Origin of the sequence: Pseudomonas sp. TUM22785, assembly GCF_028198105.1 — a bacterium.
GTDB lineage: Bacteria > Pseudomonadota > Gammaproteobacteria > Pseudomonadales > Pseudomonadaceae > Metapseudomonas > Metapseudomonas solani.
Map to the genome: position 1 here is coordinate 1786885 of NZ_CP116239.1, position 20717 is coordinate 1807601.

Sequence of the window (20717 nt, forward strand, 5' to 3'; positions counted from 1 at the left end):
TTGTACGGGGCCTATATGACCACCGCCGTTTTCATCGCGGAAATTGATGGTTGTTGTAGTCGAGATCATCGGTATCGATAGTGGGTTCGTCGTGGCGAAACCCACGGGGGGCAGCGTGTTTGGGGTGGCCATCGCGGCCCCGTTCATCACCGCTGGTGGATGGGTGAAGCGGCATCCACCCTACGTGTGCGCCGCCTCGGGGTCGCCCGTGACGTAGGGTGGAGGTCGCTCTTTACCTCCACCGTGCGGAGGTCGGGTCAGGGCTCGGGCTGCGTTTAGTCGACCCCGACGAAGCCGCCGGTCTGGTGGTGCCAGAGGCGGGCGTAGAGGCCGCGCTGGGCGAGGAGCTCGGTGTGGCTGCCGCTTTCCACCACGCGGCCCTGGTCGAGCACCACCAGGCGGTCCATGCGGGCGATGGTGGAGAGGCGGTGGGCGATGGCGATCACCGTCTTGCCCTGCATGAGGGTTTCCAGGCTTTCCTGGATCGCCGCTTCCACTTCCGAATCGAGCGCCGAGGTGGCCTCGTCGAGGATCAGGATCGGCGCGTCCTTGAGCAGCACGCGGGCGATGGCGATGCGCTGGCGCTGGCCGCCGGAGAGCTTCACGCCGCGCTCGCCGACATGGGCATCGAAACCGGTGCGGCCCTGGGCGTCGGAGAGGTAGGGGATGAACTCCGCCGCGCGGGCCTTGCGCACCGCCTCCCAGAGTTCCTCGTCACTGGCCCCAGGCTTGCCGTAGAGCAGGTTGTCGCGGATCGAGCGGTGCAGCAGCGAGGTGTCCTGGGTGACCATGCCGACCTGCTCGCGCAGGCTTTCCTGGGTGATCCGGGCGATGTCCTGGCCGTCCACCAGGATGCGCCCGCTGTCCAGGTCGTAGAGGCGCAGCAGCAGGTTGACCAGGGTGGATTTGCCGGCGCCGGAGGGGCCCACCAGGCCGATCTTCTCGCCGGGGCGCACCTCCAGGTCGAGCTCCTCGAACACCGTGCGGCCCTTGCCGTAGTGGAAGCCGATGTGCTCGAAACGCACCTCGCCACGGGGCACCTGCAGGGGCTTGGCGTCGTCGTGGTCCTGCACGTCGCGGGGCTGGGCGATGGTCTGCATGCCATCCTGCACCTGGCCGATGTTTTCGAAGATGCCGCTGACCACCCACATGATCCAGCCGGACATGTTGTTGATGCGGATGACCAGGCTGGTGGCCAGGGCGATGGCGCCGACGGTGATGATGTCCTGGGTCCACAGCCACAGGGCGAAGCCGGTGGTGCCGACGATCAGCACGCTGGAGAGGGTGGTGATGACCACGTCCATGCCGGTGACCATGCGGTTGGTCTGCTGCACGCGGTGCACCTGCTCGCTCAGGGCTTCGCGGGCGTACTGCTCCTCGAGGCTGGTGTGGGCGAACAGCTTGAGGGTGGTGATGTTGGTGTAGCCGTCGACGATGCGCCCCATCAGCCGCGAGCGCGAGTCCGAGGCGGCCACCGAGCGCAGCTTGACCCGGGGCACGAAATACCAGAGTGCGGCGATGTAGCCGGCGATCCACAGCAGCAGCGGGATCATCAGGCGCCAGTCGGCCTCGGCGAACAGCACCAGGGCGCTGACGGCGTAGATCAGCACGTGCCAGATGGCGTCCACCGCCTGCACCGCCGAATCACGCAGGGAGTTGCTGGTCTGCATGATGCGCTGGGCGATGCGCCCGGCGAAGTCGTTCTGGTAGAACGACAGGCTCTGCTTGAGCACGTAGCGGTGGTTCTGCCAGCGGATCAGGTTGGTCAGGCTGGGGTTGATGCTCTGGTGCACCAGCAGGTCGTGCAGGCCGTTGAAGATCGGCCGCAGGATCAGCGCCACCACCAGCATCCAGATCAGCTCGTTGGCGTGGTCGGCGAAGAAGGTATCGGCTGCGCTGTGCTGGGCCAGGTCGATGATGCGGCCGAGGAAGCTGTAGAGCGCGACGTCGATCAGGGCGACTACCAGGCCCACCAGCAGGAGGATCGCGAACACCCCCCAGACCTGGCGCAGGTAGTGGAGGTAGAACTTCACCACGGTGCGTGGTGGCGTGGTGTCGGGAGCGGGTTTGAAGGTGTCGATCAGGTGTTCGAAACGGCGAAACATCCTTCGGGTCCTTGTCGGGGGGAGCGGCCCGCTGGGTGACGGGCCGCCTTGGTTCAGAGCCGCTTGGCGGAGACGATCACCACCGGTTTCAGCGGTACGTTCTGGTGCATGCCACGGTTGCCGGTGGGCACGTTGGCGATCTGGTCGACCACGTCGAGGCCGCGTACCACCTTGCCGAACACGGCGTAGCCGAAGCCACGGGCGCCGTGGTCCAGGGCCGGGTTGTCGCGGTGGTTGATGAAGAACTGGCTGGTGGCCGAGTCGGTAGCCTGGGTGCGCGCCATGGCGATGGTGCCGCGCACGTTGTGCAGGCCGTTGTCGGCTTCGTTCTTGATCGCGGGACGGGTGCTCTTCTCATCCATGGCGGCGTCCATGCCGCCGCCCTGGATCATGAAGCCGGGGATCACCCGGTGGAACACGGTGCCGTCGTAGAAGCCGGCGTCCACGTAGTCGAGGAAGTTCTTCACGGTGATCGGCGCCTTGGCGTCGTCCAGCTCCAGCTCGATCTCGCCGGCCGTGGTGTTGATCAGCACATGGGGCTTGTCGGCCGCCATGAGGTTGGCAGTGAACAGCAGGGCGCAGGCCGCGAGGGCGATTTTCTTCAGCATGGTCATTGTTCCTTGTGGGCCGCGACTTCTTCGAGGAAGCCGAGGAGGGTGGCGTTGAAGCGTTGTGGTTGATCCAGGGGCGTGGCGTGGCGGGAGTCTTCGATGACCACCAGGCGCGCGTTGGGCATTTCCCTTACGTAGGCTTCCTTCTGCGCGACCGGCGTGTAGTCGCGGTCGGCCGTGATCACCAGCGTAGGACAGGTGATGCGGCCGAGGCGTTCCCGCACGCCCCAGCCGATGATCGCGTCGAGGGAGGCGAGGTAGGCGCGCTTGTCGTTCTGTGGCCAGCGCTCCTCCACCTTGCGCCGCAGCTCGGCCTGTTCCGGGCGGGGGAACAGCAGCCGCGCCAGGGCCTTGGCGATGGTGTCCAGGCTCATCAGCCGCGAGAGCGTCCAGCGCCGCGCCACTTCCCAGTATTCGCGCGGGCTGCGGGGCTTCACCTCGGGCCCGCTGTTGACGATGGTCAGGCTCTGCAGCAGGTCGGGGCGGTCGACGCCGAGCTGGAAGCCGATCATGCCGCCCATGCTGATGCCCACCAGGTGCACCGGTGGCAGTTGCAGGTGTTCGATGAGGGCGGCGACGTCATCGGCGAAGTCGGCGATGGCGTAGGGGCCTGCGGGTTTGTCGGAGCGGCCGTGGCCGCGTACGTCGAGGGCGATCACCCGGTAGTGCGCGGCGAGCACCGGTATCTGGTATTCCCAGTCGCGGGTGCTGGAGCCGAGGCCATGCACCAGCAGCAGGGGCGCGCCGTGGCCGTATTCCTCGTAGTGCAGCTGACAGTCGTCGTTATCGAACCAAGACATGGTCGTCTCTCCCTCAGGCGTTGGGCAGGGGGGCGGCGAAGGGCGCGTTGAGCGGCGCCGAGTCGAAGGTCTTGATCAGCTCGACGAGTATCTGCGAGGCCGGGCCGAGGGCCTTTTCCTTGTTGGCGTAGAGGAAGAACCCGGGGTGGCGGGTGGCGCCCTGGTCCATGGGCAGCGGCTTGAGCAGCCCGTCCTTGAGTTCGCGTTCGATGATGTGGCGCGGCAGCCAGGCGAAGCCCAGGCCATTGCTGACGAAGTTGGCGGCAGTGGCCAGGCTGCCGACCGTCCAGCGCTGCTCGGCGCCGAGCCAGCCGACATCCCGGGGCTGGGTGCGGCCGGAGTCGCGAATCACCACCTGCAGCTGGGTTTCCAGGTCATGGAAGGTGACGTCGCGCTGCAGACGGTGCAGCGGATGGTCGGGGTGGGCGACGGCGACGAACTCGACGTTGCACAGCTCGGTGCCCAGGTAGCCGGGGATGTTGAGGCCGGTGATGGCCAGGTCGGCGGTGCCTTCGAGCAGCACTTCCTCCACGCCGGAGAGCACTTCCTCGCGCAGGCGCACGCGGCAGCCGCGGCTCTGTGGCATGAAGGCGGCCAGGGCGCGCAGCAGGCGCGCGGTGGGGTAGGCGGCATCGACCACCAGGCGCACTTCGGCTTCCCAGCCCTGCTCCATGTGATGGGCGAGTTCTTCCAGCTGGCTGGCGGACTTCACCAGTTGCCGCGAGCGCCGCAGCAGCACCTCGCCGGCTTCTGTGAGTACCGCCTTGCGCCCGTCGATGCGCAGCAGCGGCACGCCGAGTTGCTCCTGCATGCGGGCCACGGTGTAGCTGACCGAGGACTGCGAACGGTGGGTGGCTTCCGCGGCCTGGGCGAAGCCGCCATGGTCGACCACCGCTTGCAGGGTCCGCCACTGATCCAGGGTTACCCGGGGCGCTTTCATGCCTTGCTCCTTCTTCTTGTGTATCGGTCAGGAAACATGCGGCCGTGCCGATGACCTCGCCTGACGCTCTGTGTAAGCTGGCGGTCCCGCGCTGGAGACCCCCAATGAAAAGAATGCTCTGTGCCGTCCTGGCCTGCCTGCCCGTCGCTGCCTTCGCTTACCCCATCGAGGTGGAGAAGCAGTACAACGGCAGCGAGATCTCCTATACGACCGACGATATCGATCACAACATGGGCTCGATCAACGTCTACAACCTGGGCGAGGCCCGCGCCGAGTGCACGGTGCGCTTCGTCAACGGACCGGAGACGCCGAAGATCCGCCGCGCCGTGATCGACGGCGGCAAGAGCGTCTACCTCACCGCCAAGTTCAACCGCAGCATCATCCGCCTGCGCATCGGCCTCACCTGTAAGCCCGCCTAAGGGAAAGCTCCGATAGAGAAGTCAGCACTGGGCTCCAGCCTAGTGAGGGCTTCTTTATAAATCAATTTTGTCGATTGTTAGTAGCGGATTAATTCGCTTTTTTATCGAATTGTGTCTGGATAACCTGCGCTCCATCGAATTCCACCCCACTTATCGATGGAGCAGCAAACATGTCCAACGTCCTCGTGATCGAAAGCAGCGCCCGCCAGCAGGGTTCCGTGTCCCGCGACCTGACCCAGGCCTTCATCGCCCAGTGGCAGGCCGCCCACCCGGCCGACCAGGTCAAGGTCCGCGACCTGGCCGTGGAGCAGGTGCCGCACCTGGATGCCGACCTGCTGGGTGGCTGGATGAAGCCCGCCGACCAGCACAGCGCAACCGAACAGGCCGCCCTGCAGCGCTCCAACCTGCTGACCGAGGAACTGCTGTCCGCCGACGTGCTGGTACTGGCCGCGCCCATGTACAACTTCGCCATCCCCAGCACCCTGAAGGCCTGGCTGGACCACGTGCTGCGTGCCGGCGTCACCTTCAAGTACACCGAGACCGGCCCCCAGGGCCTGCTTACCGGCAAGCGCGCCTATGTGCTGACCGCCCGTGGCGGTGTCTACGCCGGCGGCCCGTTCGACCATCAGGAGCCCTACCTGCGCCAGGCCCTGGGCTTCATCGGCATCCACGATGTGTCGTTCATCCATGCCGAAGGCATGAACATGGGCGCCGAGTTCCAGGAAAAGGGCATCGCCCAGGCCAAGGCCCTGGTGGCCAAGGTCGCCTGACGCCACACCGCTTCGCTCCACTCCTTTGTGCTCATCCCTTGCCCGGCCCCATGGCCGGGCTTTTTTATGGGCGCGCGAAATACCCCTGCACGGTGGCTGCCCGGACGGTGGAGGTCGCTTTTTACCTCCACCAGGCGGAGTTGAGGTGGGAGCGGCAGCATGGGTTTCGCGGAGCTCTACCCATCCTACGGGCTTTCGTTTGGCTGTGGATTGGAGTGCGCATTGCTCTTGGCGTGCCCTACGGGCTTTTGTCGAAAGGGCTCCTGGTAGGAAGGTGCCGCTTTCAGGCCTGCCGATGCCGGGTTGGTCCCAGCGGGCCCGCCGGCGGGTGGGTAAGCTTTCCCTGGTGGCGGCGAGCGGGTATTTTCGCCGGCTGCAATCAGAGGCCTGCCATGTCTTCGTTCATTTCTCCACCCGTTGCGGTGCGGCCATGAGGCTGTCCGGGCGCGGTGTCGCGCTATCCCTTACCGCGTCGGTGCTGTTCGCCCTGATGCCTGGCTACGTGCGTGAGCTGGCGCCGCTGGATGGCTTGCAGATCTTCGCCCAGCGGGTGCTTTGGTCGATTCCGGCGGTGTTGTTGCTGGTGGCGTTGATGAGGCAATGGGCGGTATTGCGTGATGTGCTCGTGCGCCTGCGCCGGGAGCCGTTGCTGCTGGCGGCCTTGCCATTGGCCGCGCTGTTGATCGGGCTGCAGTGGGGCCTGTTCCTCTGGGCGCCGTTGCAGGGGCGGATGCTGGAGGTGTCCCTCGGCTACTTCCTGCTGCCCCTGGTGATGGTGCTCTGCGGGCGCCTTTTCTATAACGAGCGCCTGCGCCCGCTGCAACTGCTGGCGGTGCTCTGTGCCGTGGCCGGCGTGCTCCACGAGCTGTGGATGACCCGCGCTTTCTCCTGGCTGACCCTGGTCACCGCGCTGGGCTACCCGCCGTATTTCATGCTGCGCCGCTGGATGCGCCTGGACGCGCTGTCCGGTTTCATCCTGGAGATGGCGGTGCTGGCGCCGCTGGCGGCCTGGCTGATCATCGTCCATGGCCCGGAGGGGGCTTTCGTCCAGGCACCGCAGCTGTGGTGGCTGATTCCCGGCCTGGGCCTGCTCGGCACCCTGGCCTTCGCCGCGATGATGGCCTCCAGCCGGCTGCTGCCGCTGGGGTTGTTCGGCATCCTCAGCTATGTGGAGCCGGTGCTGCTGTTCGCGGTGGCGGTGGCGTTCCTGGGCGAGGCCTTCGACCCGGCGCAGTTCTGGACCTACCTGCCGATCTGGCTGGCGGTGCTGCTGATCGGCTGGGACAGCGCACAGCTGCTGCGCAAGCAGGCGCGCCAGGAACGGGCTGCTCGCGCCCTCAGCTGAGGGCCGCAGCGCCCGGGTGATCGGCCAGCGCGGCCAGCACTTGGTCGCGCAGCAGCGGGGCGAGGTCGGCGGGCGGGGTGGCGCCCGGGGCCAGCCAGGCCAGTTCTTCCAGTTCGGCTGCCGCGGCCACCGGCTGCGACAGGCGGCCGACGAAGATTTCCGCATCCACCCAGGTATCGGGCTCGTTGGCCGCGGGCGCACGGAAGCGGCCGAGGGGCTGCAGCGCGCTGGCGTCCATCTCCAGGTCGAGTTCTTCGAGCAGCTCCCGCTGCAGGGCGGCGAGGGCGGTTTCGCCGGGTTCGCGCTTGCCGCCGGGCAGCATGAAGGCGCGCGTGCCGCGTTTGCGTACCAGCAGCAGGCGCTGGTCGGCGTCGAGCAGGCAGGCGGCGGAGAGGATCAGGGTGGTCATGGATTGGGGGCTTCCGGCAGCAGTTTGTAGTGCAGCTGCACCACGCCGGTGGCGAAGCTGCGTTGTTCGTGGAGTTGCAGGCGTCGCTCCAGCCCGGTGGCGAACATCTGGATACCGGCGCCGAGCAGGTGCGGGACGACGCTGACGATCAACTCGTCGATCAGCCCGGCCGCGTAGCAGGTACCGGCCAGGGAGCCACCGCCCACCAGCCAGACGCGCTTGCAGCCGGCCTCGGCCAGCTCCGCCAGGGCTTCGGCCGGGGTGCTATGGGCGATGCGGACCTGGGGCGCTGCGGGTTCGAGCTCCGCGCGGGTGAGCACGGTACAGGGCTTGCCCGGGTAGGGCCAGGCGCCGCCCATGGCCAGCACGGTTTCGTAGGTGCCGCGACCCATCAGCAGGCCATCGATGCTGTCGTAGAAGGCGCCGTAGCCGTGGTCATCGCCGGATTGCTCCAGCGGCTGCAGCCAGTCGACGCTGCCGTCGGGGCGGGCGATGTAGCCGTCCAGGGTGGCGGCGACGTAGTAGATCAGCGATGCGCTCATGCAGGGCTCCGACGGGTGGGCTGTGGCCGGCGGTGAAATCCGTCGGGGACTGAAGCTGTTGGAGTGGAGCACGGCCCTGTGGGTTCAGCAATCGCCGCAACGTCGGGAAATCAGCGTGGGGCGCACAGAATTCGGGTGTTCGGGCGCGACAACCGGTAACCTATGCAGCTGTTTTTCAAGCTTTCGATCGAGGTAGCACCCGTGTTCTCCCAATTCGCCCTGCACGAACGTCTGCTCAAGGCCGTGGCCGAGCTGAAATTTGCCGAACCGACGCCCGTGCAGCAGGCGGCCATTCCCCCGGCGCTGGAAGGGCGTGACCTGCGCGTGACCGCGCAGACCGGCAGCGGCAAGACCGCCGCCTTCGTGCTGCCGCTGCTCAATCGCCTGATCGGCGAGGCCAAGCCGCGCGAGCGCATCCGTTCGCTGATCCTGCTGCCGACCCGCGAGCTGGCCCAGCAGACCCTGAAGGAAGTGGAGCGTTTCTCCCAGTTCACCTTCATCAAGTCCGGCATCGTCACCGGCGGTGAGGACTTCAAGGTGCAGGCCGCCATGATGCGCAAGCTGCCCGACGTGCTGGTGAGCACCCCGGGCCGCCTGATCGAGCACCTCAATGCCGGCACCGTCGACCTCAAGGAAGTCGAAGTGCTGGTGCTGGACGAAGCCGACCGCATGCTCGACATGGGCTTCGCCGAGGACATGCAGCGCATCACCGCCGAGTGCGCCAACCGCAAGCAGACCCTGCTGTTCTCCGCCACCACCGGCGGCGCCGCGCTGCGCGACGTCTCGGCCAAGGTGCTGAACGACCCGCTGCACCTGCGCCTGAACGGCGTCGAGCAGCTCAACGAGTCGACCCGCCAGCAGATCATCACGGCCGACGACATCGCCCACAAAGAGGCCATCGCGCGCTGGCTGCTGGCCAACGAGGACTACCAGAAGGCCATCGTCTTCACCAACACCCGTGCCCAGGCCGACCGTTTCTACGGCCACCTGGTGGCGGCTGGCTACAAGGCCTTCGTGCTCCATGGCGACAAGGACCAGAAGGACCGCAAGATGGCCATCGACCGCGTGCGCGAGGGCGGCACCAAGGTGCTGGTGGCCACCGATGTGGCAGCCCGTGGCCTGGACATCCAGGGCATGGACCTGGTGATCAACTTCGACATGCCGCGCTCCGGTGACGAGTACGTGCACCGTGTCGGCCGTACCGGCCGTGCCGGTGGCGAAGGCACCGCCATTTCGCTGATCTGCCACAACGACTGGAACCTGATGTCCAGCGTCGAGCGCTACCTCAAGCAGAGCTTCGAGCGCCGTGTGATCAAGGAGCTCAAGGGCAGCTACAGCGGCCCGAAGAAGGTCAAGGCCTCCGGCAAGGCGGCCGGCGTGAAGAAGAAAAAGACCGACAAGAAAGCCGGCGACAAGAAGGCCTCGGCCAAGCCGGCCGCCAAGCGCAAGCCGTCCGGCCCGCGCCGCGACGAGTCCAAGGTGGTCAGCGCCGACGGCCTGGCGCCGCTGAAGCGCAAGAAGCCCGCGGCCGAGTGATCCGTCCGTTAGCGCGTGGCCTGCCGGTGGCGTTGCTGCCGTGGCTGGCCACAGCCGAGGCCCAGGTGTACCGCTGCACCCGGGCCGACGGCGGGGTGGAATTCACCGACCGCGGTTGCGGAACCCTCGAACCCTCCCGTTCGGGCGGCTTGGTGGACGGCCTGCCCTCCCTGCATTCCCTCCTGGACGCCGCCCCGGCGTTCATCCCCTACGGCTTCAGCCTCTGGCAACTGCTGGCGCTGGTCTACCTGGCGATGAGCCTGGTCTGCTTCATCGCCTACTGGCGTGACAAGCGCTTCGCCGTGGCCGGTGCCCAGCGCACACCGGAGTCGCGGCTGCACCTGTACGAGCTGCTCGGTGGCTGGCCGGGCGGCCTGCTGGCGCAGCGGCTGATCCGCCACAAGAACCGCAAGGTTTCCTACCAGGTGAAGTTCTGGCTGATCGTCGCCCTGCACCTGGGCTTGCTCGGCTGGTGGCTTCTGAGGCGCTGAAGCGCCCGCTGGCCGACGCTGGGAGGACGGTCGGCGTCGGGATTGGCCCGTGCAGGCTTGCCAGGCTTTGCTAGGGTCGATGAGCTGGAGCGAGGCTGCTCCCCACACGCTCATCCACCGCAGGGAACCAAGAACCGATGAAGCTCACCCGTACCCTTCTCGCCGCCGCGCTGTGCATGGGGCTGGCCGGCACCACCCTCGCCACCGAACTCAAGCACTGGCCGGCGCCCGCCGCCAAGCAGCTCGACGCGCTGATCGCGGCCAACGCCAACAAGGGCGCCTACGCGGTGTTCGACATGGACAACACCAGCTACCGCTACGACCTGGAGGAGTCCCTGCTGCCCTTCCTCGAAGCCAAGGGCGTGCTGACCCGCGAGAAGCTCGACCCCTCGCTCAAGCTGATTCCCTTCAAGGACGTGAAGGGCCACAAGGAAAGCCTCAACAGCTACTACTACCGCCTCTGCGAACTCGACGACCTGGTCTGCTACCCCTGGGTGGCCCAGGTGTTCTCCGGCTTCACCCTGCGCGAGCTGAAGGGCTATGTCGACGAGCTGCTGGCCTCCGGCAAGCCGGTGCCGGCCACCTATTACGAAGGCGACGAGGTCAAGACCATCGAGATCAACCCGCCCAAGCTGTTCACCGGCCAGCAGGAGCTGATGAACAAGCTGCGGGAGAACGGCATCGAGGTGTACATCATGACCGCCGCGCTGGAGGAGTTGGTGCGCATGGTCGCCGCCGATCCGAAGTACGGCTACAACGTCAAGCCGGAGAACGTCATCGGCGTCACCACGCTGCTGAAGGACCGCAAGACCGGCACCCTGACCACCGCGCGCAAGCAGATCGAGGAAGGCAAGTACGACGAGAAGGCCAACCTCGACCTGGAGATCACCCCCTACCTGTGGACCCCGGCCACCTGGATGGCGGGCAAGCAGGCGGCCATCCTCACCTACATCGATGAATGGAAGAAGCCCATCCTGGTGGGCGGTGACACGCCGGACAGCGATGGCTACATGCTCTTCCACGGCACCGACGTGGAGAAGGGCGGGCTGCGCGTGTGGGTGAACCGCAAGGCCAAGTACATGGACCAGATCACCGCCATGCAGAAGAAGAACGCCGAGGCCCAGGCGAAGCTCGGCCTGCCGGTCACCGCCGACCGCAACTGGGTGGTGGTGACGCCGGAGGAAATCCAGTAGCCGGCCATCCGTCACGCTGCCATCCCCCTGCGCAACCGCCCCGTCAGCGGCTATGCTGCGAGCTGTAACGCAAGGGGGTGGCATGGGCAGAAGGCTGCTATGTGGCGTGTTGTTGCTCGGGCTTCCCTGGCTGGCCTTGGGGGAGGAGTTGCGTTTCGGTTTCGGTACCCAGAAACCGCCCTATGTCTATGAGGGCGAGGAGCGTGGCCTGGAGTTGGAGATCATCACCGCTGCCGCCAAGGCGGCGGGCTTCACCTTGCAGTACCACTACCTGCCGGCGGAGCGCCTGCACCTGCTGCTGGGGCGCGGCGAACTGGATGGCATCGCCACCACCAGCGAGCACAGCGGTGTGCCGGCTTTCTATTCCGAGCCTTATATCCAGTACCACAACTACGCCATCGCCTTGGCCCGAAACGGTTTCCGCCTGGAAAGCATTGCCGATCTGGGCAAGCACTCGGTCAGTGCCTTCCAGCGGGCGCGCTACCTGCTGGGCGACGAGTTCCAAGCCATGGTGGAGGGAAACCCGCGTTACCGCGAGGAAGCCCAGCAGATCACCCGCAATCGCCTGCTCTACTCAGGCCGCATCGAGGTGGTGATCGGCGACAAGCGCATCATCGACTACCTCAACCGCGAGGTGGTCAGCCAGGTGGACATCAGCCAGCCGATCATCTGGTACGACCTGTTCCCGCCCACCCCCTACAAGGTCGGCTTCCTCCACGCCAACCAGCGCGACCGTTTCAACAAGGGGTTGCAGATGATCCGCGACAGCGGCGAATACCGCGCCATCGAGAAGAAGTACGAGCACTACTGAGGCGCCCGCTCACTCCTGCTACTGCTTGGCATCGCTTTCGTCGCCGGCCTTGTCGACTTCCTGCTTGCGCTGCTCGGTGACGTTGCACTCGTCGTCACCCTCGCGGGCATCGGTCTTGAGCTTGTCCTGCTTGAGCTCTTCGTTGACCTGCTTGGCCTTCTGCGGGTCGCTCTCGGTGGCCTGGTGCACTTCGGCCGCCAGTTGCTCGCGCTTGGCGGTGGCCTCCTCGGCGCTGCACACGGCCAGGGCCGGCAGCGGGGCGAGCAAGGCAAGGGTGGCGCTCAATGCCAGTAAGCGGTTCATGGTGTTCTCCTTCGGGTGAATCGCACTCCTTAGGGTGGAGCGCCCGCGCGGGACAAAAGTTCAGGCTGTCAGCGCACCCGGTCGCGGCTCTGCACGGCGAGATCCAGGGCCTTTTGCATGTCCAGCCGTGCCGAGCGGCCGACGTCCTTGTCGTTGAGCTGGTAGTTGCGTTCCGACGGCAGGATGGGCGCGGTGAGGTCCTCGGCGTCCATGGGCTCGAAGTCGTAGTCGCCACCGATGGTCATGGCGCTGCGGCGCAGCAGCATGCGCACCTGCTCGGGTTGCAGGCGCGGGTTGATCGAGAGCATGGCGGCGACGATGCCGGTGACCATGGGCGTGGCGTAGGAGGTGCCGCAATGCACCTCGCCGGGCTCGTTCTCGCCCCGGGTGGAAGCGCGGGCGCAGGCGGCGGCAGTGATGTCCACGCGCATGTCGATGTTCGAGGAGTCGCGCTTGACCACATAGGCCGGGTCGTCGATGCCCACGTCGTCGCGCTCGCTGCGCTGGTGCCCGCCCACCACCAGCAACTGGTCGGTGATGAAGGAGGAGGGCAGGCGGTATTCGTCGGTGCCGGAGAAGGAGGCGCCGTTGCCGGCGGAGTTGATCACCAGCACGTCCGGGTGTTCCTTGCGCAGCCAGAGGAAGAACTCTTCCAGCAGTTCCTCGTAGCCGCTCATGGCGATGCCCGAGCGCACCAGGGAGTCCACGTCGTCGCCCTTGACGTTCTTCGCGCCGACGCGGTGGATGCCCCAGCTCCAGTTGAGGACGCGCACACCGTCCTCCACCAGGTTCACCGAGGCGGCGACGTTGGCGGTGATGCCGGCGTCGGAGTTGCGCTCCACTATCACCTCGAAGCCGTTGCTGGCCTTGTCCAGCCCGCGTAGGAAGCCGGTGTTGCCGCCCTGGTCCCAGCGCGCGGCGAGGATGCCGGCGACGGTGGAGCCATGGTTGTCGGGCTTGGCCGCGTCACGGGCGTAGAGGCAGGTGCGCGGTTGTTCGCCCTTGCAGCCGCCGAGGTAGTCGGCGAAGTCGGGGGCGTCGAAGTCGACGTTGCGCTCGATCACGCCGATGCGCAGCGGGCGTGTGTCCACCGGCGCCTGGCGTGCGGGGATGCGCCGTTGGTAGTAGTTCACCGCGTCCATGAAGCGGTTGGCGGCCCACTCGTCCGAGTCCTTGCCGGGTTTGCTCGGCTCCTGGCGAGCGGCTTCGGCTTCCTCGCCCTTCTCGGGAGCGGATTCCTCCACCACCACCGCGTCGACGCTGGTCTCGCTGCCGATGCGCAGGATCAGCGCGTCGCGCTCGGTGAGGTTCTTCACCGGCAGGCGCAACTGGTAGGTGTTCAGCGGCGGGATGGCGCCCACCACCTTGGCGCCGTACTTGCCGGCCAGGCGCTCGGCCTCCTTGCGGCCGTCGTGGCTTTCCTCGATCAGCAGGCTGACCAGGTCGACGTAGGTGGTCAGCCCATCCATGTTCTTCTCCACTTCGGCGGGGCCGGCCGCCAGCACATGGCTGCCGTTCAGCGACAGCCACACCGGGTTGCTGGTGCGCTCGCCGTCCTCGAGCCAGAGCGGGCCGCTTTCGTGCTCGCGGTGGTCCAGGCGCAGTTTCAGGCCGCCCTTGTTGCGGGTCACGCTATCGGCGGGCAGTGGCTTGCCGTCCAGCAGCAGCCGGGGCGTGGCCTCGCCCAGGCCGCTGACCCGCAGGCACCAGTCCTGGCGCTCGTGCTCCAGCAGGTCGCCGCAGCGTTGCAGGGCCTCCATGCGCAAAGGTTCTTCGGCACTGGCGAAGGGGCTGGCGAGGGCCAGGAGCAGGGCGGTGACGGGGGCGTGGTGCAGCGGCATGGGCGGGCCTTGGTAGAGGTTGTCCTGCTGTTCCGACCGCGCGCGCCCGGCTTTCGTTCAGGCTGACCGTTCACCCATCAGGTCGAACCACGGCGGCGCGTGGGCAGTCGGAAATCACAGGACGCCCCATCCCCCACACCTGGAGAAATGCCATGAACAGCTACGACTGGGAGCTCATCGAACTGCTGCTGCACAAGGTGCAGGAGTCGGCCAACGTCAACTTCGCGCCCCGTGAATACGCCGCCGAACTGGCCGAGCAGCGCCAGGCTGCGGGGCGCCAGATTGGCGGCACGCTCGACCACCTGAAGATGCTTGCCGCCGACTACGAACGCATTCTGTTGCAGGGCGGCTATATCGAGTCCCGCCCGGAGAGCGAGGGCGGCAATGGTGAGAACTTTGTCCTCACCGAGCGCGGCAGCCGCCTGCTGGAGCTGACCAACAGCAGCCTGCCGGCCAACCTGCAGTTCCGTGAGCAACTGGCCGAGAAGGGCCAGGCGGCGCTGACGCCGGAAGTGTTCGACGAGCTATCGGCGAAGGCGGCGCGGGCTTGATTGCCTGGGCGGTGGTGAGGCAGCGCTGCGCGCCGCTGGGCGACTGAAGTCGCCCCTACAGTCGCCCCTGCGCAACCGCCGTTCGAAGCCGTCTGGGTGGGAGCGAATTCATTCGCGATGGGTGTGGTTCGGGCATTTCCGGTCGGGGAAACGCCGAACCGTTGGGCCTCGCTGCGCTCGGCGCCAACCTACGCGCCAACCTGCAGCGACTACATCAATAGATCGGCGGGGTTTCCGGCAGCACGTCCGGGTCGGGGATGAAGGGCATGGCCCAGGGGTCGAGGTTGCGGCCCTGGTGGGCGAGGTCCATCCGCGCCTGCTCCAGCACCCCGGCCAGGCGCACCGGGTTGGCGTATTGGGTGCTGCGGATGTGGCCGATATCCAGGACCTTGTGCCCGTGCAGGTCGGTCACGGTGAGGCTGAAGCTGTCATCTTCCTCATGGGCCAGGGCCTTGCAACCGTAAGGGAGGAAGGCTTCGGTGGCCAGGCGCATGGCAGTGTCCAGGCTGATTGGCGTGGTCATGGCAGTCTCCGGCTGCAGTGCATGAGTTAGGTGGACAGCAGGACGGGGGGAGGCGGTTCCGCCGGGGTGACGAACTGCAGGCGGCCGATTTGGTGAGTCGCCTGTCCCGCCTGGACAGTGCCCAGCGCGCCCCGGGATTGTTACCCTTCGATGACAAGCGCCGCGCAAGACGGCGCTCCTGGTTTCGGAGCTTCGATGAAACGCCTGCTGCTCGCCCTGTCCTGCCTGTTCGCCTGCGCGCCCGCCACCTTGCTGGCCTGGTCCAATCACTCCCTGGGCACCTGGCTGGCCCTGTCCGATCTCCAAGAGCTGCGCCAGGCCGAACCGGTGCAGGTGGAGTCGCTGGAGGCCTTCCTCGCCGCCGAAGGCGTGGCGCTGGAGCAACTGCTGGACGAGCAGGAGGCGTATGCGCGGGAGAACTTCCCCGGCTACCCGGCACGCCCCGATGACCTGCGCTGGCTGCCCGACTCGGGCGGTGATCGCCGTCGCGCCTTCTTCATGGCGCTGCGGGTCAACCCGGAAATCCGCCTGGCCAGTTTCGTCCAGGCGCTGCCGGGGCTGCAGCTGCCGGACCATCGCTTCCTGCCCGCCGAGCAGGTGCTGGTGTTCCGCAAGCTCAACCTGTGGAACGAGTGGCGCTTCATCGCCCTCTCGCCCGGCGAGCACATCAGCCCGCTGGCGGTGCTGGCCAGCGCGGCGGATGAGCCGGACTACGGCCACGACATCAACCTGTTCAGCGACAACCCGGGCGAGATGGGCGCGCGCTATGGCTTCGGCACCCAGCCGTTCGGTGATTCGCGCTTCGAATACTCCTCCCAGGCGCCGTTCCACATCGGCTATTACCACGAGTCAGAGCTGATCTTCCGCGCCGCGCCCTTCCTCACCCGCACCTACCCGGAAATGCGCGTGCAGCAGTACCTGGGCCTGGCGCGCTTCGCCTTCGAGAGCGGCCACGACTACTGGGGCTACCGCTTCCTCGGCTGGGCGTTGCATTACGTCCAGGACCTGACCCAGCCCTACCACTCCAAGGCACTGCCGGGCGAAAGCACCGCCACCCTGATGTGGACGGCGATCAAGGCCGCCGCCGGCGACACCGCCGACAAGGAAGCGGCCATCGAGCGCGTCGCCACCCGCCACACCGAGGTGGAGAAGTACCAGGCCGATTGGTTGCGCCGCCTGCTGCGCGAAGGCAGCAACGACAGCCCGCTGCTGGCCGCCTACCGCGACCGCTCGGCGGACGCCGACTACCCGCCCTTCGACCTGGGCTACCTGCGGGACGTGGTGTCCCTGGAGGCCTATGACGCTGCCGACGGCTTCGACGATCGCATCGGCGCCTGGCTGGCCAAGGGGCAGCCCGGTGCCGACTTCAGCCAGGGCAACCAGCTGAAGCCGCCAGCCACCGATCCCGAGCTGGATGCGGTGCTGGTGCAGCTGATCCGCCACTTCGCCGGCCACAGCCGCAACCTGGTGCGCACCACCCTGCAGAACCCCTGAGACGGCGCCGCGCACCGGGCCGGGCGGCTCGTCGGGTTGCCCCCGACCTAGGCGGCCATGGGCGAGTGGGCGAACCCCGTGCCAAGTCCAGCGGTCACAACTCCAGGTGACCGATGGAGGCCGGCATGCACATCAAGCTGATCGAAGGGTTGCAGTGGAGCACCGAACCCGGTGGCTCCGGCGGCCTGTGCAACAAACGCGGGGAGAAGGTGCACCTGCGCCAGGGTGATATGGACGGCGCCTGCGGCCCCTACTGCCTGGTGATGGCGATGCTGGCGCGCAACCAGCTCAGCCGGCGCCAGGCCAAGGGGCTGGAACGGGTGGACTCGCGCACCCGCTACGGGCGCCTGATGGAGGCGCTGAATCGCCACGAGACCCTGGTGCGGGTCGGCACCACCGGGCATGACCTGCTGGCCCTGCTGCGCGAGGTGAACGACAAGGAGCACCGGGTGGTGACCGGCAGCGGGGTGGAGATGGTGCGTCAGGCCCGCGCCCACCTGGAGGACGACTTCCCGGTGTTGCTGGGCTTCCACGGCCACAAGGGCAGCGACATCCGCCACTGGGGCCTGGCCATCGGCATGAGCGACGACGCGTTCTTCCTGCTCGACCCGGCCCATGAGCTGCAGCCCGGCCTGGCCTGGAACGCCATCCTCACCAGCGAGGCCCATGGCTCGCGCTTCGGCTATCGCTACATCAATGCCAAGGGCACCTGGGCGGTGACCCTGAAGGAAATGCTCGCCCTGCTCTGAGCCCTAGAACTTCTCGTTGGCGTTGAGGTAGCGCCACTGGCCCGGCTGCAGCTTGGCCATGGCCACGCCGCCTATGCGGATGCGCTTCATCGCCACCACTGTGAGCCCCACCGCTTCGCACATGTGGCGGATCTGCCCCGGCTGGGAGCCCTTGAGGGCAAAGCGCAGGCGGGTTTCGTTCTGCCAGCTGACCTTCATCGGCGGCAGGGCCTGGCCCTTGTAGCTGAGGCCGTGGCACAGGCGCTTGAGGCCGTGCTCGATGATCTGCCCGGTGACTTCGACGATGAACTCTTCCTCCACCTTGTTGGCGTGATCCAGGCGACGGGTCACGCCCCAGTTCTGGGTGAAGACCATCAGGCCGCTGGCGTCGGTCTCCAGCGGGGTCAGCAGGTTCTGCCGGATGAAGTGCTTTTTCAGAGGGCGCATGCCGGGCTGGTCAGGGGTGAGGTTGTCCGCCACCAGCAATTGCAGCACCGAGTTGGCACCCATGCCGATGCCATAACCTGCGGGCTTGTTGAGCAGCAGGGTGACCGGCTCCACCGTGGCCGCCACGGCATTGGGCAGCAGCACGACCTGTTCGTCGAGCACCTTGAATTGCGGTTCCTCGACCACCTTGCCGTTCACCGTCACCCAGCCGTTCTCGATATACAACTCGGCATCGCGACGGGAGCAGGGCACGAGTTCGGCAAGGCGTTTGGACAGGCGCACGGGTTCGGACATGACGGGGTACCGGAAGAGGGGCGGCCATTGTAACCGCGGAAGCGCTGCGGCGGCGCGCCGATGCGGGCGGTCGGCCGAATGGAATCGGGCCGGAAGAGTCCGGCCCGATGGGGTGCTGCGGGGAGGCGATCAGTGCACGCGTATTTCCACTTCCTGGGGCACGTCGAGTGTCTCCAGGTCGCCCGCGGCTTCGGTGCTTTCCGGCTGGTTGGCGAACAGCCCCAGCAGGCGCGACATCGGGTGATGGGGCTTGGCGCCTTCGGCGAGCTGGGCGCCGCCTTCCACGGCTTCCACCGGCTCGGGCAGCATCTCGGTGACCACCTTGAAGTCGGTGATCTGGATGGTGCCGCGCCCGGCCGCCAGCAGGTGGAAGGAGAACGCCTTGCGGGCCTGCGGGTTGTCGAAAGCGAAGGTGATGGACACCGGCTTGCCCTTCTTCAGCAGCGGCAGCTCGGGGATGGGCAGGGCCACGTCACGCTCGAATTCCTTGGTCTTGAGCTGCAGCTGCGCGCCCTGGCGGTCCATCTGCAGCACGTTGATGCCCAGGCGCACGGTGGTCCGGCTGTTCTTCGGCAACTCCATGTACTGGGCGCCGATCAGGTTGTCGGCCCAGTCGTCACGGGCCTTGTCCTTCAGGCGGATGCGCTCGCGGGTGGCGAACTGGTATTCCTGGCCGAGGGCGCCGCCCAGCAGCGATTGATCGAGCAGGGCCGCGCGCTGGCTGACCAGGCGCGCCTGCTTGCCGCTGAAGCGACCGAGGAAGCGCGCTTCGTCGGCGATGAAGCCCTCGCTTTGATAACGGCGGCAGACCTGCTGGAAGTCGCACTCGGTGAAGGTGCCGCGGCCGTCGTGCTGGCGCAGCATGCCGTTGGTGTAGGAGATCATTTCACGGCCGCTTTCGTAGTCGCGGAACAGCGAGCGGCCGGCCAGGTTTTGCGGCACCTTGTAGCCGAAGTAGTCGAGGATCGAGGTGGTCAGGTCGACGTGGCCGTACACGCCGCTCTTGATCGGCGGCAGCGAAGCCTGCTCCGGCGCCAGTACCAGGTTGAAGCCCCAGGCGGACGCGAGGCGGACCTTGTCGATGCCGTGGGACTCGTCCGAGGTGATGATCACCAGGGTGTCCTTGAGTACGCCCTGTTTTTCCAGGCCGGTGAGGAAGGCGTCGACGGCGTCGTCGAGGTAGGCGATGGCGGCCTTCTTGGCGTCGGGGTAGCGCGCCAGGTACTCATCAGGTGCCGAATAGGGCTGGTGGGTGCCGACGGTGAGCAGGGTCAGCATCCAGGGTTTCTTCTGCTGGCGGATCTGCTTCACGTAGCCCAGCGCGCCTTCGAAGAAGGCCTTGTCGTCCATGCCCCAGGGGAATTCCAGGTAGGCCTTGTTGCGGAACCAGTCGCGGCCGAGGGTCTTGTCGAAGCCCATGGCTGGCATGACCTTGTCCTTGGCCATGAAGCGCAGCCCGGCACCCTGCAGGAAGTGGGTGGCGAAGCCGTGGCGGTGCAGCTGGGCGGGCAGGCAGTCCTTGGCCCGCGAGGGGTTGTTCAGCAGCTCCAGGCCCTTGGGCGTGCCGGAGTCCAGCTTGCTGTAGTCGCCGCAGAGCATCGAGTAGAGGCCGCGGATGGTCTGGTGGCTGTGCAGCACGTAGTCCGGCGTGGTCATGGCGCGCTCGGCCCATTGGCTGAGGCGCGGCATCAGCGATTCCTGGTAGCTGCTGTTGATCGCCGCGCGGTTGGCGGCGATGTAGGCACCGGGGATGCCTTCCAGGGTGATCACCAGCACGTTGCGCGCGCGGCCGGGCTCGGCCAGCAGCGGGGCGCCGTCGAGGTCGAGGCGGGCCAGGCCGGCGATATCCGGCGGCGCGTCGGGCTGGTCACCATCGAGCCAGTCTTCCACCGCCAGTTGGCCGCTGTTGAGGGCACCGGCCAGCAGCTTGTGGGGCAGGTTGAACTGCTGCCACTGCTCGGCTTCGCTCGGGCGCAGGTACTGGATGGCGGCATGGCTGGCCAGCAGGGCCACGGGCACGGCCAGCCAGGCGCGCGAGGGGCGCTGTTGCGGGCGGCGCCAGAGCAGGGCGCAGGCCAGCAGCGCGACGGCGAGGGCGATGGCCAGCCAGGGGTAGGTGAGGCCGCCGCCCTGGGTCGAATGGCCGACGAATTGCGGGTCCATCAGGTATTTGAGGTCGCTGGGCTCGGGCATGCGGCCCACGGCGCCGACCAGTTCGGCGGTGCCGAGGGTGATCAGGCTGGAGGCGACCATCACCGGCAGCGCCAGCCACAGCGGGCGCCGGTAGAGCAGGGCGATCAGCAGCGAGCCGATGGCAAGGTCCGACAGGTAGCCGAAGCCGTCGCTCCAGCCCAGCCACCAGCGGGCGGCGAGCGGAATGATCAGGAATAGAACGCCAAGGGGCAAAAGGTGCAGCGGTGAAGACAGCCAGCGGCTGGAAGGGCGCACAGGAACTCCTGAGATCAGACAGCGAGAATCCATGGGGGTGATGGACAAAAAAAGAGGCGATGGTGGTTCGCCGACATGATTCTGAAACATCGTTGTGCTTACGGCCAGTAGACAAT

20 protein-coding genes and 1 pseudogene are annotated in these 20717 nt (G+C 66.8%); 10 read left to right on the top strand and 11 right to left on the bottom strand.

Going from position 1 to position 20717, the window contains the following annotated elements; all coding sequences use genetic code 11:
• Window positions 1-275: 275 nt before the first annotated feature.
• From PI990_RS08420 to PI990_RS08435, 4 genes are read right to left on the bottom strand one after another with little or no spacing between them, the layout of a single operon-like run.
• On the bottom strand, window positions 276-2105 hold the full coding sequence (locus tag PI990_RS08420) for an ABC transporter ATP-binding protein (protein ID WP_271660352.1): 1830 nt from the start codon (window positions 2103-2105) through the stop codon (window positions 276-278).
• Between the two features lie 53 nt (window positions 2106-2158).
• Window positions 2159-2713 (bottom strand): peptidylprolyl isomerase, encoded by a 555-nt coding sequence (locus tag PI990_RS08425; RefSeq protein WP_271660353.1) that lies wholly within the window; start codon window positions 2711-2713, stop codon window positions 2159-2161.
• Between the two features lie 2 nt (window positions 2714-2715).
• On the bottom strand, window positions 2716-3516 hold the full coding sequence (locus PI990_RS08430; protein ID WP_271660354.1) for an alpha/beta fold hydrolase: 801 nt from the start codon (window positions 3514-3516) through the stop codon (window positions 2716-2718).
• A gap of 13 nt (window positions 3517-3529) precedes the next feature.
• Window positions 3530-4456, bottom strand: a complete 927-nt coding sequence (locus PI990_RS08435) for a LysR family transcriptional regulator (RefSeq protein WP_043244406.1) — start codon at window positions 4454-4456, stop codon at window positions 3530-3532.
• A gap of 104 nt (window positions 4457-4560) precedes the next feature.
• Between PI990_RS08435 and PI990_RS08440 the strand changes: the two genes are divergently transcribed.
• The 3 genes from PI990_RS08440 to rarD all read left to right on the top strand — a co-directional run bounded on the left by PI990_RS08440 (window position 4561) and on the right by rarD (window position 6990).
• A complete protein-coding gene (locus PI990_RS08440; RefSeq protein ID WP_031286869.1) occupies window positions 4561-4875 on the top strand; it encodes a hypothetical protein in 315 nt (104 codons plus the stop codon).
• Window positions 4876-5045: 170 nt separating this feature from the next.
• On the top strand, window positions 5046-5645 hold the full coding sequence (locus PI990_RS08445) for an FMN-dependent NADH-azoreductase (protein WP_271660355.1): 600 nt from the start codon (window positions 5046-5048) through the stop codon (window positions 5643-5645).
• 430 nt (window positions 5646-6075) lie between these two features.
• The gene (gene rarD / locus PI990_RS08450; RefSeq protein WP_271660356.1) at window positions 6076-6990 is read left to right on the top strand and encodes an EamA family transporter RarD; all 915 of its coding nucleotides are present in this window, start codon (window positions 6076-6078) and stop codon (window positions 6988-6990) included.
• Here the strand turns inward: rarD and PI990_RS08455 are convergent.
• Both PI990_RS08455 and PI990_RS08460 read right to left on the bottom strand, forming a co-directional pair.
• Window positions 6983-7399 (bottom strand): NUDIX hydrolase, encoded by a 417-nt coding sequence (locus PI990_RS08455; protein ID WP_271660357.1) that lies wholly within the window; start codon window positions 7397-7399, stop codon window positions 6983-6985. The two genes, rarD and PI990_RS08455, sit on opposite strands and share 8 nt — an antisense overlap.
• Window positions 7396-7941 (bottom strand): dihydrofolate reductase family protein, encoded by a 546-nt coding sequence (locus tag PI990_RS08460; protein ID WP_271660358.1) that lies wholly within the window; start codon window positions 7939-7941, stop codon window positions 7396-7398. Before PI990_RS08460 ends, PI990_RS08455 begins: the two co-directional genes overlap by 4 nt.
• 201 nt (window positions 7942-8142) lie before the next feature.
• On the opposite strand from PI990_RS08460, the gene PI990_RS08465 reads away from it, so the two are divergent.
• From PI990_RS08465 to PI990_RS08480, 4 genes and pseudogenes are all read left to right on the top strand, one after another.
• Complete coding sequence (locus PI990_RS08465; protein ID WP_031286867.1) at window positions 8143-9477, top strand: DEAD/DEAH box helicase; 1335 nt, start codon at window positions 8143-8145, stop codon at window positions 9475-9477.
• Window positions 9478-9656: 179 nt separating this feature from the next.
• Window positions 9657-9968, top strand: a pseudogene (locus PI990_RS08470) (DUF1294 domain-containing protein); the annotation flags it as partial.
• A gap of 137 nt (window positions 9969-10105) precedes the next feature.
• Window positions 10106-11161 (top strand): phosphorylcholine phosphatase, encoded by a 1056-nt coding sequence (locus tag PI990_RS08475; RefSeq protein WP_043244397.1) that lies wholly within the window; start codon window positions 10106-10108, stop codon window positions 11159-11161.
• Window positions 11162-11243: 82 nt separating this feature from the next.
• Window positions 11244-11972, top strand: a complete 729-nt coding sequence (locus tag PI990_RS08480; RefSeq protein WP_037020943.1) for a substrate-binding periplasmic protein — start codon at window positions 11244-11246, stop codon at window positions 11970-11972.
• A gap of 18 nt (window positions 11973-11990) precedes the next feature.
• Here the strand turns inward: PI990_RS08480 and PI990_RS08485 are convergent, their stop codons facing one another.
• Window positions 11991-12275, bottom strand: a complete 285-nt coding sequence (locus tag PI990_RS08485) for a hypothetical protein (RefSeq protein WP_043244395.1) — start codon at window positions 12273-12275, stop codon at window positions 11991-11993.
• A 68-nt stretch (window positions 12276-12343) separates the two neighbouring features.
• Entirely contained in the window at window positions 12344-14116 is a 1773-nt protein-coding gene (locus PI990_RS08490) for a S8/S53 family peptidase (RefSeq protein WP_271660359.1), read from the bottom strand.
• A gap of 152 nt (window positions 14117-14268) precedes the next feature.
• Between PI990_RS08490 and PI990_RS08495 the strand changes: the two genes are divergently transcribed.
• Entirely contained in the window at window positions 14269-14667 is a 399-nt protein-coding gene (locus PI990_RS08495; RefSeq protein ID WP_271660360.1) for a transcriptional regulator, read from the top strand.
• Between the two features lie 214 nt (window positions 14668-14881).
• On the opposite strand, the gene PI990_RS08500 is transcribed toward PI990_RS08495, so the two are convergent.
• Entirely contained in the window at window positions 14882-15190 is a 309-nt protein-coding gene (locus tag PI990_RS08500) for a hypothetical protein (RefSeq protein ID WP_043244393.1), read from the bottom strand.
• A 204-nt stretch (window positions 15191-15394) separates the two neighbouring features.
• Here PI990_RS08500 and PI990_RS08505 point away from each other — a divergent pair, with 204 nt between their 5' ends.
• Both PI990_RS08505 and PI990_RS08510 read left to right on the top strand, forming a co-directional pair.
• Window positions 15395-16684: a phospholipase gene (locus tag PI990_RS08505; RefSeq protein ID WP_371877134.1), complete on the top strand. Its 1290-nt coding sequence runs from the start codon at window positions 15395-15397 to the stop codon at window positions 16682-16684.
• Window positions 16685-16809: 125 nt separating this feature from the next.
• On the top strand, window positions 16810-17433 hold the full coding sequence (locus PI990_RS08510) for a hypothetical protein (protein ID WP_263403239.1): 624 nt from the start codon (window positions 16810-16812) through the stop codon (window positions 17431-17433).
• A gap of 3 nt (window positions 17434-17436) precedes the next feature.
• On the opposite strand, the gene PI990_RS08515 is transcribed toward PI990_RS08510, so the two are convergent.
• Both PI990_RS08515 and PI990_RS08520 read right to left on the bottom strand, forming a co-directional pair.
• The gene (locus PI990_RS08515) at window positions 17437-18153 is read right to left on the bottom strand and encodes an rRNA pseudouridine synthase (RefSeq protein ID WP_271660361.1); all 717 of its coding nucleotides are present in this window, start codon (window positions 18151-18153) and stop codon (window positions 17437-17439) included.
• Window positions 18154-18282: 129 nt separating this feature from the next.
• Window positions 18283-20601 (bottom strand): LTA synthase family protein, encoded by a 2319-nt coding sequence (locus PI990_RS08520; protein ID WP_271660362.1) that lies wholly within the window; start codon window positions 20599-20601, stop codon window positions 18283-18285.
• Window positions 20602-20717 lie beyond the last annotated feature (116 nt).

Coding starts and splice junctions, on each gene's coding strand:
- PI990_RS08420 (WP_271660352.1), bottom strand. CDS start 2,105: ATGTTTCGCCGTTTCGAACACCTGATCGACACCTTCAAACCCGCTCCC.
- PI990_RS08425 (WP_271660353.1), bottom strand. CDS start 2,713: ATGCTGAAGAAAATCGCCCTCGCGGCCTGCGCCCTGCTGTTCACTGCC.
- PI990_RS08430 (WP_271660354.1), bottom strand. CDS start 3,516: ATGTCTTGGTTCGATAACGACGACTGTCAGCTGCACTACGAGGAATAC.
- PI990_RS08435 (WP_043244406.1), bottom strand. CDS start 4,456: ATGAAAGCGCCCCGGGTAACCCTGGATCAGTGGCGGACCCTGCAAGCG.
- PI990_RS08440 (WP_031286869.1), top strand. CDS start 4,561: ATGAAAAGAATGCTCTGTGCCGTCCTGGCCTGCCTGCCCGTCGCTGCC.
- PI990_RS08445 (WP_271660355.1), top strand. CDS start 5,046: ATGTCCAACGTCCTCGTGATCGAAAGCAGCGCCCGCCAGCAGGGTTCC.
- rarD (WP_271660356.1), top strand. CDS start 6,076: ATGAGGCTGTCCGGGCGCGGTGTCGCGCTATCCCTTACCGCGTCGGTG.
- PI990_RS08455 (WP_271660357.1), bottom strand. CDS start 7,399: ATGACCACCCTGATCCTCTCCGCCGCCTGCCTGCTCGACGCCGACCAG.
- PI990_RS08460 (WP_271660358.1), bottom strand. CDS start 7,941: ATGAGCGCATCGCTGATCTACTACGTCGCCGCCACCCTGGACGGCTAC.
- PI990_RS08475 (WP_043244397.1), top strand. CDS start 10,106: ATGAAGCTCACCCGTACCCTTCTCGCCGCCGCGCTGTGCATGGGGCTG.
- PI990_RS08480 (WP_037020943.1), top strand. CDS start 11,244: ATGGGCAGAAGGCTGCTATGTGGCGTGTTGTTGCTCGGGCTTCCCTGG.
- PI990_RS08485 (WP_043244395.1), bottom strand. CDS start 12,275: ATGAACCGCTTACTGGCATTGAGCGCCACCCTTGCCTTGCTCGCCCCG.
- PI990_RS08490 (WP_271660359.1), bottom strand. CDS start 14,116: ATGCCGCTGCACCACGCCCCCGTCACCGCCCTGCTCCTGGCCCTCGCC.
- PI990_RS08495 (WP_271660360.1), top strand. CDS start 14,269: ATGAACAGCTACGACTGGGAGCTCATCGAACTGCTGCTGCACAAGGTG.
- PI990_RS08500 (WP_043244393.1), bottom strand. CDS start 15,190: ATGACCACGCCAATCAGCCTGGACACTGCCATGCGCCTGGCCACCGAA.
- PI990_RS08510 (WP_263403239.1), top strand. CDS start 16,810: ATGCACATCAAGCTGATCGAAGGGTTGCAGTGGAGCACCGAACCCGGT.
- PI990_RS08515 (WP_271660361.1), bottom strand. CDS start 18,153: ATGTCCGAACCCGTGCGCCTGTCCAAACGCCTTGCCGAACTCGTGCCC.